The organism is Actinoplanes utahensis (genome assembly GCF_016862455.1).
Classification (GTDB): Bacteria; Actinomycetota; Actinomycetes; order Mycobacteriales; family Micromonosporaceae; genus Actinoplanes; species Actinoplanes utahensis.
In genome coordinates this window covers 61,266-74,876 of the sequence record NZ_BOMZ01000084.1, presented here as the reverse complement: position 1 = coordinate 74,876, position 13,611 = coordinate 61,266, and the positions used below count along the sequence as shown (strand labels likewise).

The following is a 13,611-nucleotide window of genomic DNA, read 5'->3' as shown; positions in this document are numbered from 1 at the left end:
TATCCGCTTCTGCTTGATATGCAGGTGATCCTTGGTGATCCACGGCATGTTTGTGCTGGTGGATCGGGTAGCGAGGGGTGCCTGGATGTCGGCGTGGAGTGGTTTGCGGTTGGTGCGGTCCCGGGACGCGGCTGGTGGTTTGGTCGTGCGGTTCGGGGTGGCGCTGCTGGATGCGTATCTGGAGCGCCGCGATCCGCGCGCCCGGCAAGCCGTGGCGGGCCGTCGCTGATGGCGCGCTGCTGTACTCGCCAGGCTCAGCGGTGTAGTCGTTCACCAGAGTGTTGCGACGACCGCCTGAATCCGCCACCCCGGATCGGGGCCATGCGTCTTCCTGGCGGATCCGGTGAAGGTTCGGTGTGAGCCGTCGCGGGCGGCAGGGCCGCGGATCTAGTTTTCGATCATGAGATTGGTGACGCGGATCCGGGTCTGGCTGTCGGTGTTCGTGGCGGGGCTGGTGGTCAGTGGGCTGACGGCGTTCCCGCTGGTGTGGGAGACGGGACTGCTGGCGGACGTGCTGCATGCCGGGCCGGCGCCGGACGCGCTGGTCGCCTGGATCGATCGGGTGCACGAGGGGCTTTCCGTGACCGGCCGGGAATACCCCTTTCTCGCGTACGGGACGGACTGGCTCGCCTTCGCCCATCTGGTGATCGCCGCCGCGTTCTGGGGGCCGTGGCGGGATCCGGTCCGCAACGTGTGGGTCGTCGAATGGGGAATGATCTGCTGCGTCGCGATCATCCCGCTCGCGCTGATCGCCGCGCCGATCCGGGAGCTGCCGCTGTGGTGGACGGTGATCGACATGTCGTTCGGGGTGGTCGGGATCGTTCCCCTGCTGGTGATCCGCCGGCTGATCCGGCGGCTATCCCGCGAAACAGGCGTCGACCACGGCGGGGGAGACCTCGGCGAGGGTGGCCGGGTTCCAGCGCGGCCGGCGATCCTTGTCGATGATCTGGGCGCGGATGCCCTCGGCCAGATCCGGCAGGCGTAGCAGGGCGGCGGACAGCCGGTACTCCTGGTCGAGCGCCTCGCGCATGCCGGGCAGCCCGGCGGCGGTGCGCAGCGACCGCAACGTGACGACCAGGGACGTCGGCGACTTGGTGCCGATCTCCTTGGCGGCGGCCTGCGCGGCCGGCGACGGGTGGGCGGCGAGCCGGTCGACGATCTCGGCGACCGTGTCCGCGGCGTAGCAGGAGTCGATCCAGGGCCGGGCGCCGTCCAGGTCGCCGGGCGGCGGGGGAGTGGCGGCCGCGGCCACGGCGGCGGCCGGATCACCGTCCCGCAGCGCGTCCCGCAGGGCGGGGAGCCGGTCCGCCGGGACGTGATGGTCGGCGAGTCCGGCCGTGATGGCGTCGGCCGCGCCGATGGTGGCGCCGGTCAGGGCCAGATGGGTGCCGAGCTGCCCGGGGGCGTGCGAGAGCAGCCACGATCCCCCGACGTCGGGGTGCAGGCCGATGCCGACCTCGGGCATCGCCAGCCGGGACCGTTCGGTGACGACCCGGATCGAGGCGTGCGCGGACACCCCGATGCCGCCGCCCATCACCAGGCCGTCCATGAACGCGACGACCGGTTTCGGGTAGGCGGCGATGGCGGCGTTCAGCCGGTACTCGGTGGCGAAGAAGTCGAGCGTCCCGGTGCCGCCGGAGACCGCGTCGGCGTGCATCGACCGCAAGTCGCCGCCGGCGCACAGCCCGCGCTCCCCGGCACCGCTGATCAGCACCGCCCTGATCTCGGGAGCCGTGGCCCAGGCGTCCAGGGTCCGGTGCAGGATCGCCACCATCTCGGTGGTGAGGGCGTTGATCGCGGCGGGCCGGTTGAGGGTCAGACAGCCGAGCCGTCCGGTCACGTCGGCGATCACTGTGGGAGCGGTCACCGCGTCATCCTAAAGACCGATGATCTCGAACGGGTGCCGACTTCAACACACCATGTTGGGTTGCGGTTTTCCGAAGCCGTCCATATATGGTGTCTCCCGCAGCTGGTTCGGTCAGGTGGCGACACCTGGCCGAGGCAACAGGGAACCCGGTGCGAGACCGGGACTGCCCCGCAGCGGTGAGTGGGAACGACCGCCGTCATGAAGCACTGGGCTCGGCTTGGAGCCTGGGAAGCGACGGCCAGTAGGCACGAGCAGGACGCCCACGAGTCCGAAGACCTGCCAGCGCGCCGCGCACCGGCCGGTGCGTGGCGGTCGAAGGCCGCGTGGGACGGCCGACGCCGATCGTGTCCGCGTGGCCGCCGTGCCCGCGGGCTGAGATGGTGTCCGCCCCGCGCGTCCTCAGCTCGCGAGGAGAGGGCATGACGCTCACACCGGAGAAGACCACCGGCCTGCCGGAACAACGACGGCATGCGATGCAGGTACGCAAGAGAAACGGCGACCTGGAACCGGTTGACGTCAACAAGATCGTCCGTGCCGTCGAGGTGTGGGTCGCCGACCTCGACGAGGTCGACCCGCTGCGGGTGGCGACGAAGACGATCAGCGGGCTGTACGACGGCGCCACCACCGCGGAGATGGACAAACTGTCGATCCAGACGGCGGCGGAACTGATCAGCGAGGAACCCCAGTACTCCAAGCTGGCGGCGCGGCTGCTCACCGCGTACGTCGAGAAGGAGGTCCGGGGTCAGGGGGTGGAGAGTTTCAGCCAGTCGATCCGGTACGCGCACGGCCTGGGCCTGATCGGCGACGAGACGGCGGCGTTCGTGGCGGCCCACGCCGGCGCCCTGGACGACGCCGTGGACCCGGCCGGTGACCTGCGGTTCGAGTACTTCGGTTTGCGGACCGTCGCCGACCGGTACCTGCTGCGGCACCCGCAGGAGCGTCTCGTGGTGGAGACCCCGCAGTACTGGCTGCTGCGCGTCGCCTGCGGGCTGTCGAAGGACGCCGACGAGGCGATCGGCTTCTACCGGCTGATGTCGTCGCTGGCGTACCTGCCCAGCTCCCCGACGCTGTTCAACTCCGGCACCCGGCACACCCAGATGTCGTCGTGCTTCCTGGTCGACTCGCCGAAGGACGAGCTCGACTCCATCTACGAGCGCTATCATCAGGTCGCGAAGCTGTCGAAGTTCTCCGGCGGCATCGGCATCGCCTGGTCCCGGGTCCGCGGCCGGGGCGCCCTGATCCGCGGCACCAACGGCCGGTCCAACGGCATCGTCCCGTTCCTCAAGACGCTCGACGCCGGGGTGGCGGCGGTCAACCAGGGCGGCCGGCGCAAGGGCGCGGCCTGCGTCTATCTGGAGCCGTGGCACCCGGACGTCGAGGAGTTCCTGGAACTGCGCGACAACACCGGCGAGGAGTCGCGCCGCACCCACAACCTGAATCTGGCGAACTGGATCCCGGACGAGTTCATGCGCCGGGTCGAAGCCGACGCCGACTGGTCCCTGATCGACCCGTCCGACGCGCCTGAGCTGCCCGACCTGTTCGGTGACGCCTTCACCGACGCCTACCGGAAAGCGGAGAGGAAGGCGGTCCGGACCGTCAAGGCCCGGGATCTGTACGGGCGGATGATGCGGACCCTGGCGCAGACCGGCAACGGCTGGATGACCTTCAAGGACCGCTCCAACGCGCTCTCCAATCAGACCGGTGAGCCGGGCAACGTCATCCACCTGTCGAACCTGTGCACCGAGATCCTCGAGGTCAACAGCGACGACGAGACGGCCGTCTGCAACCTCGGGTCGATCAACCTGGGCGCGCACACCACCGCCGACGGCGTCGACTGGGAGAAGCTGCGCGCCACCGTGCGCACGGCGGTCGTCTACCTGGACCGGGTCATCGACATCAACTACTACCCGTCGCAGCAGGCCGCCGCGTCGAACCCGCGCTGGCGGCCGGTCGGCCTGGGCCTGATGGGGCTGCAGGACGCGTTCTTCACGCTGCGGCTGCCGTTCGACTCCGCGGCGGCGAAGGAACTGTCGACCCGCGTACAGGAGGAGATCCTCCTGACCGCGCTGGAGTCGTCGGTCTCGCTGGCCGAACGGTTCGGCCCGCACCCGGCCTTCCCGGAGACCCGCGCCGCCAAGGGCGACCTGCACCACGAGCTGTGGGGCGCCCCGGTCACGCAGACCGAACGATGGGCGGCGCTGAAGGACGGGATCGCCGCGCACGGGTTGCGGAACTCGCTGCTCGTCGCGATCGCGCCGACCGCGACGATCGCGTCCATCGCCGGCTGCTACGAATGCGTCGAACCGCAGGTCTCCAACCTCTTCAAACGGGAGACGATGTCGGGCGAGTTCCTGCAGATCAACACCTATCTGGTACGGGAACTCAAGTCCCGCGGACTGTGGACCGCCGCCGTCCGCGAGCAGATCAAGCGCGCCGAAGGGTCGGTCCAGGCGATCGCCGAATTGCCGGAGGACGTGCGCGAACTGTTCCGCACCGCCTGGGAACTGCCGCAGCGCGCCCTGATCGACCTGGCGGCCGCCCGGGCCCCGTTCATCGACCAGTCCCAGTCGCTGAACCTGTTCCTGGCCGCGCCGACCATCAACAAACTCTCCTCGATGTACCTGTACGCCTGGAAATCCGGTCTGAAGACCTCCTACTACCTGCGTTCGCGGCCGGCGACGCGCATTCAGCAGGCGACCGTGTCGGTGGCCCCGGCACTGATCCCGGCGCTCACCCCCGCCGAAGCCTGCTCCCTGGAAAACCCCGAATCGTGTGAGGCGTGCCAGTAATGCTGCTTGACCCCGGAATGGACCTGACCCTGCGGCCGATGAAGTATCCGCACTTCTTCGACCGTTTCAAGGACGCCATCAAGAACACCTGGACCGTCGAGGAGGTCGACCTGCACGGCGACCTCGCCGACCTCGCCGAGCTGACCCCCGCCGAACAGCACCTGGTGTCCCGGCTCGTCGCGTTCTTCGCCACCGGCGACACCATCGTCGCCAACAACCTGGTCCTCAACCTGTACCAGCACGTCAACTCGCCCGAGGGCCGGCTCTACCTGTCCCGGCAGCTGTTCGAGGAGGCCGTGCACGTCCAGTTCTATCTGAACCTGCTCGACACCTACGTGCCGGACGAGAAGGAGCGGGCCGAGGCGTTCGCCGCGGTCGACAACATCCCGTCGATCGCCCGGAAGGCCGAGTTCTGCTTCAAGTGGATCGACTCGGTGTTCGACCTGCGCCGGCTGGAGACCAAGGAGCACCGGCGGGCGTTCCTGCTCAACGTGATCTGCTTCGCCGCCTGCATCGAAGGGCTGTTCTTCTACGGCGCTTTCGCCTACGTCTACTTCCTGCGGTCGCGGGGCGTGCTGCAGGGTCTCGCGTCCGGCACCAACTGGGTGTTCCGCGACGAGAGCATGCACATGGCGTTCGCGTTCGACGTCGTCGACCAGGTGCGCGCCGAGGAGCCCGACCTGTTCGACGACAAGATGGAACAGCAGGTCCGCGACATGCTCGCCGAGGCCGTCGAATGCGAGGTCCAGTTCGCCGAGGACCTGCTGGAACAGGGCGTCTCCGGGATGTCCCTGACCGACATGCGGGAATACCTGCAGCATGTGGCGGATCGGCGGCTGCAGGCGCTCGGGATCGCCCCGATCTACGGCAGCACCAACCCGTTCGCGTTCATGGAGTTGCAGGACGTCCAGGAGCTGTCGAACTTCTTCGAGCGGCGGGTCTCGGCGTACCAGGTCGGGGTGTCCGGCAGCGTCAGCTTCGACGACGACTTCTAGGGGTGCCATAGGGGTGGTCCGGTCCGAATAGGATCTCGACAATCACTCCTCTCGGACGGGAGCACTCCTTCGTGCCGTCACCGGACATCGCTCTGGAACTCACCGGCCTCGTCAAACGTTTCGGTCCCAAGACCGCGGTGCACGACGTGACGCTGTCCGTTCCCGCCGGATCCTTCTACGGGCTCGTCGGCCCCAACGGGGCCGGCAAGACCACCTCCCTGTCGATGGCGGTCGGCCTGCTGCGACCCGACGCCGGGCACGCCCGGATCTTCGGCGTCGACGTGTGGGCCGACCCGGTGCGGGCGCGGGCTCTCGCGGGTGTGCTGCCCGACGGCCTCGCCCTGCCGGAACGGCTCACCGGCCGGGAGATGCTCGTCTACCTGGCCCGGCTGCGCGGCCTCGACCGGGCCACCGCCGCCGCCCGCGCCGAGGAGCTGCTCGAGATCCTCGACCTGCTCGACGCCGAACGCACCCTGGTCAACGACTACTCCACCGGCATGCGCAAGAAGATCGGCCTGGCCACCGCCCTCCTGCACGGCCCCCGGCTGCTGGTCCTGGACGAGCCGTTCGAGGCCGTCGACCCGGTGTCCGCCCTGACCATCCGCGGCATCCTGCGGACGTTCGTCGCGGGCGGTGGATCGGTCGTGCTGTCCAGCCACGTGATGGCCCTGGTCGAGCAGCTCTGCGACCACGTCGCCGTCATCGACACCGGCCGGGTCGTGGCCGCCGGCACCCTCGCCGAGGTGCAGGACGGCGGCAGCCTGGAGAACCGGTTCGTCGAACTCGTCGGCGCCGCGGACACCATCCGGAAGGCGCCGTCGTGGCTCGTGTCCTGATCGCGATGCGCCTGCGGGTGCTCGCGCACTCGCTCACCGGCGCCCGCGCCGCCAACATGATCACCGGCGGGGTCGCCGGGCTGCTGCTCGCCATCGGCACCATCGTCCTGGCCGCGAGCGACCTCGCGCCCGAGGTGGTCCGCGGTGATCTGCTCGCGGTGCTGCTGGCCTGCTGGATGTTCGGCTGGATCCTCGGGCCGGTCTACACCGGCGGCGACGACAGCCTGCGGCCGGAGCACTTCGCCCTGCTGCCGCTGCGGCCGCTGCGACTCGCGTACGGGCTGCTCATCGCCGGGTCCGTCGGCATCGCGCCGCTGGTCAGCCTGATCGCGTTCACGGCGCTGACCGCCCACGCCGCGAGCCTCGGCACGGCCGCCGTCGTGGTGTCGGCGGCGGCCGCCGTACTTCAGCTGATCTTCGTCCTGGCCCTTTCCCGGCTGGTCGTCGGCCTGCTCGCGGTGGCGGTGCGGTCGCGGCTCGGCGCGATCCTGGCCGCGCTGGTCAACGCCGGCATGGCCGTGCTGCTCAACCAGTCGTGGGTGCTGATCTGGGCGGCGGCACAATCAGAGCTTCTGACGTACGGGTTCCCGCCGCGCTTCGCCACCGTGCTGCACTGGCTGCCCTCGTCGTGGGGACTGATCGCGGTCGAGGCGGCCGGGCGCGGCGACTGGGCCCGGACCGCCGCCGCCCTCCTCGGCCTGGTCGCGCTGATCACCGGTGTGCTGGCGGTGTGGGCGCGGCTGCTGGTCCGCCGGATCACCACCCGGCCGTCCGCGTGGGCGCCGCGAGGCAGCGGCGCGTCCGGTTCGCCACTGGACCGGCTCGCCGCGCGCGGCATGACCGGCACGGTCGCCGCGAAGGAGCTGCGCACCTGGTCCCGCGACCTGATGCGTACCCACCTGTTCTTCTACGCCCTGTTCTTCGGCACCCTCTACACCCTCGTCCCGGTGATCGCCGGCTGGTGGGGGATGCTGCCGTGGGCCGGCCTCATCGTCGTGTCGATGGCCGCCGCCACCTCGGCGAACCTGTTCGGCCTCGACGGCACCGCGCTGTGGCTGGGCCTGGTCGACCCCGGCGGCGAACGCGCCGAGATCCGCGGCCGCCAGCTCGCCTGGCTGCTGCAGGTCGCCCCGATCGGGATCCTGCTCACCGTCGCCGGCACGATCGCCGGCGGTGACGCGCGAACCTGGCCATGGGCGCTGGCCCTGCTCGCCGCGCTGCTCGGCGGCGGCGCCGGCCTGATCGTCCTGGTGTCGGTGTACGCCCTGGTTCCGGTCCTGGAACCGAAACGCCGCAGCGGCAACCCCCTGGAAGCCGGTCAGATTCTCGGCCAGCTCATCCTGACCCTGTTGCTGACCATCCTCACCGCGGCCCCCGCCGCCGTGGTCGCCTGGCTCGGCACCCGTTACGACCTGCCGCTCGTCACCTGGTCGGCGGTCGCCGTCGGCCTGGCCACCGGCGCCCTGCTCACCTATTGGGGCGGCCGCCAGGCCGGCCGCCGTCTGCGTGCCACCGGCCCGGAACTCCTCGCCGCCATGCGCGGCGGCGGCACCGTCACCGTCACCACCCGCGCGGGCCGCGCCACGACCGCGGCGAAACTGCCCAAGGGCAAGTCGGCGCTGGTCACCGCGATGTGGACGCTGTGCTGGATCCCGCTGATCCCGCAGGGCCTCCTCCCGCTCTTCATGATCTTCAACGGGAGCGAGAGCCGGATCTGGTTCGCCGCCCTCTACCTGAGCGACCCGTGGCGCATCCCGGCCGCCGCCGCGTTCATCGCCCTCGGCACCGCCATGCTCACCCTCGGCATCCTCATCCCGATCCGCCACGACCGCGCCGAGCCGGAGATCCCCGCCGACCGGCCCGAACGCACCCTGGAGAACGTCTGACCGCACCGCCGATCGTCAACCCGCAACCTCATGAACGTTGCCGAGGTTCGCGTTGATGAAGCACTCCGGGTCGACAAGGGTGGAAGCCATGCGATCGCTCAAAGAGATCACCGAGACCTTCCGTGGCCGAGTGTGGCTGCCGGGGGATACCGATTTCGATCAGGTCCGGCGGCCCTGGAACCTGGCCGTCGACCAGCCGGTCGCCGCCGTCGCCGAAGCCGCCGACCCCGATGACGTGGCGGCCCTCGTGCGGTACGCGGCCGGCGCCGGCATGTCGATCACCGCGCAGCCCAGCGGGCACGGCGCGAGCGGGCGCACCGACGGCGTCATCGTGCTGCGCACCGGCCGCCTCGACAGCATCCTCGTCGACCCGCAGACCCGCCGGGCCCGGATCGGCGCCGGGGTGCCGTCCGGGCGGTTGCAGACCGCCGCCGCCCGGCACCGGCTCACCGGGCTGCCCGGCAGCTCACCGGTGGTCAGCGTCGCCGGGGTGGCGCTCGGCGGCGGGCTGAGCTGGTTCGGCCGGCGGCACGGCTGGGTCGCCGACAACGTCACCGCCTTCGACATCGTCGACGCGCGGGGCCGCCACCGGCACGTCACCCCCACCGGTGACGCCGACCTGTTCTGGGCGCTGCGCGGCGGCGGCGGCGATTTCGCCCTGGTCACGGCGGTCGAACTGCAACTGCATCAAGCCCCCGCGCTGTACGGGGGACGCGTGCTGTGGCCGGCCGCCCACGCCCCGGCCGTCCTCGACGCCTACCGCCGGATCACCGCCACCGCCCCCGGCGAGCTGACCGTCTGGCTGGACCTGCTGCACTTCCCGGGCGCCGATCCGATGGTCGCCGTCGACGTGACCCACCTCGGCCCGGAGGACGAGGCCCGCGACCTGCTCGCCCCGCTGGACGGCCTGCCGGCCCCGCTCACCGACAGCCGCCGCATGATGCCGCTCGACGAGCTGGGCGGCATCACCGCCGAACCGACCGTGCCGAGCCCCGGCGCCTCCCGCGGCGAACTGCTGACCACCCTGGACGACACGGTCGCCGCAGCCCTGCTGGCCGAGCCGATCGCGCCGCTGCTGAGCATGCAGATCCGGCACCTGGGCGGCGCGTTCAGCCGGCCGTCGGACAGCCCGCACGGACCGCTGACCGAGCCGTACGCCCTCTACCTCTTCGGCATCCCGTCCGACCCGTCGGCCGCCGCCGCCGTCGACGCGAAGCAGCGTGCCCTGGTCGCGTCGCTGCCGGTCAGCGGCCGCAAGCCGTACACCTTCCTCAACCCGTCCGAGACCGCCGCCGACGCCTTCACCCCCGCCGTCCTGGACCGGCTCAGGGGCATCAAGAAACGCCACGACCCCGACGGCGTCTTCCGCAGCAACTTCCCGGTCCGGATCTGATGCCCGACGGTCCCGGGAGGGGCATGCATGAGTGGCACCGGGGGACGGTGGTGAGGGGACGCCTGCCGTAGCCGCGGGGAGGCACGGGACGTGCGTGGCCCGTACCGGCACAGGGGTGGGAGAGAAGCGCCGCCGACCGCAAGTGATCAGCATCGGCGGGGTGGGCCGCAGGCGCGGCCCACCCCGGGCGTCAGGCGGGCACCGTGAAGGTGAGGGTGGTGGTGGAGGTGTACGTGTCGCCGGGGCGCAGCACCGTCGACGGGAAGTCCGGCTGGTTCGGGCTGTCCGGGAAGTGCTGGGTCTCCAGCGCGAACGCGTCGCCCTGCCGGTACTGCCGGCCGGTGGCGCCGCGGAACCTGCCGTCGAGGAAGTTCCCGGCGTAGAACTGCAGGCCCGGCTCGCTCGTCTCGATGGTGAGGCGGCGGCCGGACGCCGGGTCGTCGACGATCGCGGCCAGGCGCAGCTCGTCGTCGCCGGCCTCGCCGGACAGCACGTAGTTGTGGTCGTAACCACGGCCGATGGTCAGCTGCGGGTGGTCGTCACGCAGCCGCGACCCGATCGCCCGCGGCTCGCGGAAGTCGAACGGGGTGCCCGCCACCGGCGTCACCTGACCGGTCGGGATCAGAGTGGCGTCGACCGGCGTGTAGTGCTCGGCCGCGATGTGCAGCAGGTGGTTCTCGATGGTGCCGCCGCCCTCGCCGGACAGGTTCCAGTACGCGTGGTTGGTCAGCGCCACCACGGTCGGCCGGTCGGTGGTGGCCTGGTAGTCCAGCCGCAGGCAGCCGCCGTTGAGGGTGAACGTCACGCTGGCGTGCACCGCGCCGGGGAAACCCTGCTCGCCGTCGGCCGAGTCGTACGCCATCCGCACCCCGCCGTCGACCGCGGTCGCCGTCCAGACCCGCTGGTCGAAGCCGTGCGCACCGCCGTGCAGGGTGGTCTGGCCCTCGTTCTGCGACAGCTTGTAGGTCTCACCGTCGAGGGTGAAACTGCCGTTCGCGATCCGGTTGGCGTACCGGCCGACGGTCGCGCCGAAGAACGGGTTCCCGGCCAGGTACGCCGGATCGGTGTAACCGGCCAGGTCGGCGAAGCCGAGCGTCACGTTGCCGAGCACCCCGGCGGAGTCCGGGACCAGCACGGACTGGATGGTCGCGCCCCACGTGAGGATCGACACCGACATGCCGCTCGCGTTGGTCAGCGTCCACTTCTCGATCACCGTGCCGTCGGCCAGCTCGCCGAACGGTGCCCTGTCGATACTCGTCATGGCCGCATGGTCTCAGACCACACACCGGGCGCCGCCAGTGACTCCGGGTGATCCCGAGCGCTGGCCGGCTTCGGGAGAAGATCCCCGGCCCGTTCCGCGCGACGGCGCGTCTAGGCTTGGCCGTATGAGCGATTCACCATGGTTCGACGCGCTACGTGGAATCCTGGACCGCTCCCATCTGTGGACGCCTGACGACATCACCCCCACCGTCAACGCGGCCCTCGCCGGCCTCGGCATCCAGGTCCGGATCTGGCTGATCGACCACGAACAGGTGGCGTTGCGGACCCTGCCGGACACCGGCCGGATCCTCCCGGTCGACAGCTGCCCGGCCTTCACCCTGGTGTCCAGCCGGCCCGAGGGCGACCGGCTGTGGGTTCCGATGGTCGACGGCACCGACCGGCTCGGCGTCATCGAGTTCCTCCCCGCCCCACCCGAGGTGGAGCGCTGCGAGATGATCGCCGGCCTGGTCGGTCACCTGATCGGCACCATCGCCGAACGCGGCGACCTGATCGAGTCGACCCGCCGCACCCGGCCCATGTCCCCCGCCGCTGAACTGCTGTTCCGGCTGCTGCCGCCGCTGACCTCCAGCACCGACCGGCTCGTCACCAGCGCCGTCCTGCAGCCCTGCTACGAGGTCGGTGGTGACGGCTTCGACTACGCCCACGACGACACCACCGCCGCCCTGCTCATCCTCGACGCGGTCGGGCACGGGCTCCCCGCCGGTCTGGCCTGCGCCGTCGCGCTGTCCGCCGTCCGGGCGACCCGCCGCGCCGGCGGCGGGCTCGCCGAGCAGGCCCGGGCCGCCGACGCCGCCCTGCTGGAACAGTTCCCGGACAGCCGGTTCGTCACCGCGGTCCTCGCCGAGGTCGACCTCGCCGGCGGCCGCCTGCGCTACCTCAACGCCGGCCATCCCGCCCCGCTGCTGCTGCGTGACGGCACGATGATGCGGGAACTCACCGGCGGCCGGCGGATGCCGCTGGGCATCGAGGACGACACCCCGATCGCCGAGGAGGCCCTGGAGCCGGGCGACCGGCTGCTCTTCTACACCGACGGGGTCACCGAGGCCCGCTCCGCCGACGGCGACCGGTTCGGCCTGCCCCGCCTCGTCGACCTGATCGAGAAGCACGAGTCCGCCGGTCTGCCCACCCCGGAGACGCTGCGCCGCCTCGCCCACGCCGTCCTCGAACATCAGGACGGCCCGCCCGCCGACGACGCCACACTGATGCTGGTCCAGTGGTCCGCCACCGCGGCATCGAATACTGTCCCCACAGCGGGACGGACGGTGCGAGAGGAACAGACCACGTGATGACGGACCATTCCCTCACGGTCACCACGAGGGCGGTGGGCGAGCGGGTCGCCGTGCTGACGGTCTCCGGTGAGATCGACCGGGCCAGCCGCGAGGTCCTCGCCACCGCCGCCGCCGATGTGCTCGAGCAGGGCCGGCACCGGCTCGTCCTCGACCTGACGGGCCTCGAGTTCTGCGACTCCAGCGGCCTGAGCCTCTTCGTCGAACTGCACCGCAGGACCCTGGCGCTGGCCGGCGGGCTGCGCCTCGGCGGAGCCCGGCCACTGGTCGCCACGGTCATCCTCGCCACCAGCCTGGACCGGCTCCTGCGGCTGCACCCGACCGCCGACGCGGCAGTCGACGCGGCGCTGCGGGACGACTGATGCTCATCGACTGCCACCAGCACCTGTGGCCACCCGCGCTGGTCGACGCGCTGCGGGCCCGCGACGCCTTCCCTTACCTGCGGGACTGGACGCTGTACCTGCCGGGCGAGAACCCCTACCCGGTGGATCCGGCCGCGCACGACGCCGTGCGGCGCCGCGACAGCGAGATCTCCGAGGGCACCGGGCGCGTCCTGCTGTCACTGTCCAGCCCGCTCGGGATCGAACATCTGCCGGGTACGGACGCGGCCGCGCTGATCGACATCTGGCACCGCGGCGCCCTCGAACTGCCGGACTTCTTCCACCTCTGGGCGGCCGCGCCGGTGACCGACCCCGATCCGGACGCCCTCGCCCGGATGCTGACCCGGGACCGGGTCGCCGGCCTGCAACTGCCGGCCACCGCGCTCGGCGACCCGGCCGCGATCGAACAGCTGTCACCGCTGCTCACCGTGCTGGAACGGGCCGGGAAACCGCTGCTCGTGCATCCCGGTCCGGCGTCGTCCGAGAAGGGTGCGCTGCCGGACTGGTGGGCCGCGGTCGTGCCGTACATCGCCCAGATGCACCGCTCGTGGGCCGCCTGGCACGTCGCCGGCCGTAAGCTGCACCCGTCCCTGCGGATCGCCTTCGTCGCGCTCGCCGGGCTGGCCCCGCTGCACCACGAACGGCTCGCCGCCCGCGGTGGCGCCCTCGGCCCGCCCGACCCGAACATCTTCTACGAGACCTCGTCCTACGGCGCCGACGCCATCGCCTCCCTGGCGCAGGTCGTCGGGGCGGCGGCGATCGTGCACGGTTCGGACCGTCCGTACGCGCAGCCGCTCGACCCCGACCACCACCCGTCCGCGTTCTTCGGCGCGAACCCGCACCGGCTCCTCGGCCTCACCTAGCTAGTCAGGCCGTGTGTGGTGGACCCGCGGGGTCC

Annotated in this window: 10 protein-coding genes and 1 riboswitch; of the genes, 8 read left to right on the top strand and 2 right to left on the bottom strand. The window is 71.2% G+C overall.

The features are described from left to right. Window positions 1–856: 856 nt before the first annotated feature. Window positions 857–1,867 carry an enoyl-CoA hydratase/isomerase family protein gene (locus tag Aut01nite_RS29670; RefSeq protein ID WP_043524191.1) on the bottom strand — a complete coding sequence of 337 codons (1,011 nt, stop codon included), beginning with the start codon at window positions 1,865–1,867 and terminating at the stop codon, window positions 857–859. An 86-nt stretch (window positions 1,868–1,953) separates the two neighbouring features. After that, window positions 1,954–2,165, top strand: a riboswitch (cobalamin riboswitch). Window positions 2,166–2,286: 121 nt separating this feature from the next. On the opposite strand from Aut01nite_RS29670, the gene Aut01nite_RS29665 reads away from it, so the two are divergent. From Aut01nite_RS29665 to Aut01nite_RS29645, 5 genes are all read left to right on the top strand, one after another. Next, the gene (locus tag Aut01nite_RS29665) at window positions 2,287–4,656 is read left to right on the top strand and encodes a ribonucleoside-diphosphate reductase subunit alpha (protein ID WP_043524192.1); all 2,370 of its coding nucleotides are present in this window, start codon (window positions 2,287–2,289) and stop codon (window positions 4,654–4,656) included. After that, on the top strand, window positions 4,656–5,651 hold the full coding sequence (locus Aut01nite_RS29660) for a ribonucleotide-diphosphate reductase subunit beta (RefSeq protein WP_043524194.1): 996 nt from the start codon (window positions 4,656–4,658) through the stop codon (window positions 5,649–5,651). Before Aut01nite_RS29665 ends, Aut01nite_RS29660 begins: the two co-directional genes overlap by 1 nt. Window positions 5,652–5,722: 71 nt before the next feature. Then, window positions 5,723–6,487: an ABC transporter ATP-binding protein gene (locus tag Aut01nite_RS29655; RefSeq protein ID WP_043524195.1), complete on the top strand. Its 765-nt coding sequence runs from the start codon at window positions 5,723–5,725 to the stop codon at window positions 6,485–6,487. After that, a complete protein-coding gene (locus tag Aut01nite_RS29650) occupies window positions 6,472–8,373 on the top strand; it encodes a hypothetical protein (RefSeq protein ID WP_052163518.1) in 1,902 nt (633 codons plus the stop codon). The genes Aut01nite_RS29655 and Aut01nite_RS29650 overlap by 16 nt, the downstream gene beginning before the upstream one ends. 88 nt (window positions 8,374–8,461) lie before the next feature. After that, on the top strand, window positions 8,462–9,766 hold the full coding sequence (locus Aut01nite_RS29645) for an FAD-binding oxidoreductase (protein WP_043524196.1): 1,305 nt from the start codon (window positions 8,462–8,464) through the stop codon (window positions 9,764–9,766). A 190-nt stretch (window positions 9,767–9,956) separates the two neighbouring features. On the opposite strand, the gene Aut01nite_RS29640 is transcribed toward Aut01nite_RS29645, so the two are convergent. After that, complete coding sequence (locus Aut01nite_RS29640) at window positions 9,957–11,027, bottom strand: aldose epimerase family protein (protein WP_043524197.1); 1,071 nt, start codon at window positions 11,025–11,027, stop codon at window positions 9,957–9,959. Between the two features lie 124 nt (window positions 11,028–11,151). Here Aut01nite_RS29640 and Aut01nite_RS29635 point away from each other — a divergent pair, with 124 nt between their 5' ends. Genes Aut01nite_RS29635 through Aut01nite_RS29625 form a run of 3 tightly spaced genes read left to right on the top strand, consistent with a single transcriptional unit; the run spans window position 11,152 to window position 13,576 of the window. Beyond that, a complete protein-coding gene (locus Aut01nite_RS29635; protein WP_043524199.1) occupies window positions 11,152–12,333 on the top strand; it encodes a PP2C family protein-serine/threonine phosphatase in 1,182 nt (393 codons plus the stop codon). Beyond that, entirely contained in the window at window positions 12,333–12,695 is a 363-nt protein-coding gene (locus tag Aut01nite_RS29630; RefSeq protein WP_043524200.1) for an STAS domain-containing protein, read from the top strand. The genes Aut01nite_RS29635 and Aut01nite_RS29630 overlap by 1 nt, the downstream gene beginning before the upstream one ends. Beyond that, window positions 12,695–13,576 (top strand): amidohydrolase family protein, encoded by an 882-nt coding sequence (locus Aut01nite_RS29625; protein ID WP_043524201.1) that lies wholly within the window; start codon window positions 12,695–12,697, stop codon window positions 13,574–13,576. The genes Aut01nite_RS29630 and Aut01nite_RS29625 overlap by 1 nt, the downstream gene beginning before the upstream one ends. Window positions 13,577–13,611: the final 35 nt, after the last annotated feature.

What these genes read in the sequence shown, in the direction of transcription:
- Aut01nite_RS29635 (WP_043524199.1), top strand. Translation starts at nt 11,152, where the DNA reads ATGAGCGATTCACCATGGTTCGACGCGCTACGTGGAATCCTGGACCGC.
- Aut01nite_RS29630 (WP_043524200.1), top strand. Translation starts at nt 12,333, where the DNA reads ATGACGGACCATTCCCTCACGGTCACCACGAGGGCGGTGGGCGAGCGG.
- Aut01nite_RS29660 (WP_043524194.1), top strand. Translation starts at nt 4,656, where the DNA reads ATGCTGCTTGACCCCGGAATGGACCTGACCCTGCGGCCGATGAAGTAT.
- Aut01nite_RS29640 (WP_043524197.1), bottom strand. Translation starts at nt 11,027, where the DNA reads ATGACGAGTATCGACAGGGCACCGTTCGGCGAGCTGGCCGACGGCACG.
- Aut01nite_RS29665 (WP_043524192.1), top strand. Translation starts at nt 2,287, where the DNA reads ATGACGCTCACACCGGAGAAGACCACCGGCCTGCCGGAACAACGACGG.
- Aut01nite_RS29645 (WP_043524196.1), top strand. Translation starts at nt 8,462, where the DNA reads ATGCGATCGCTCAAAGAGATCACCGAGACCTTCCGTGGCCGAGTGTGG.
- Aut01nite_RS29625 (WP_043524201.1), top strand. Translation starts at nt 12,695, where the DNA reads ATGCTCATCGACTGCCACCAGCACCTGTGGCCACCCGCGCTGGTCGAC.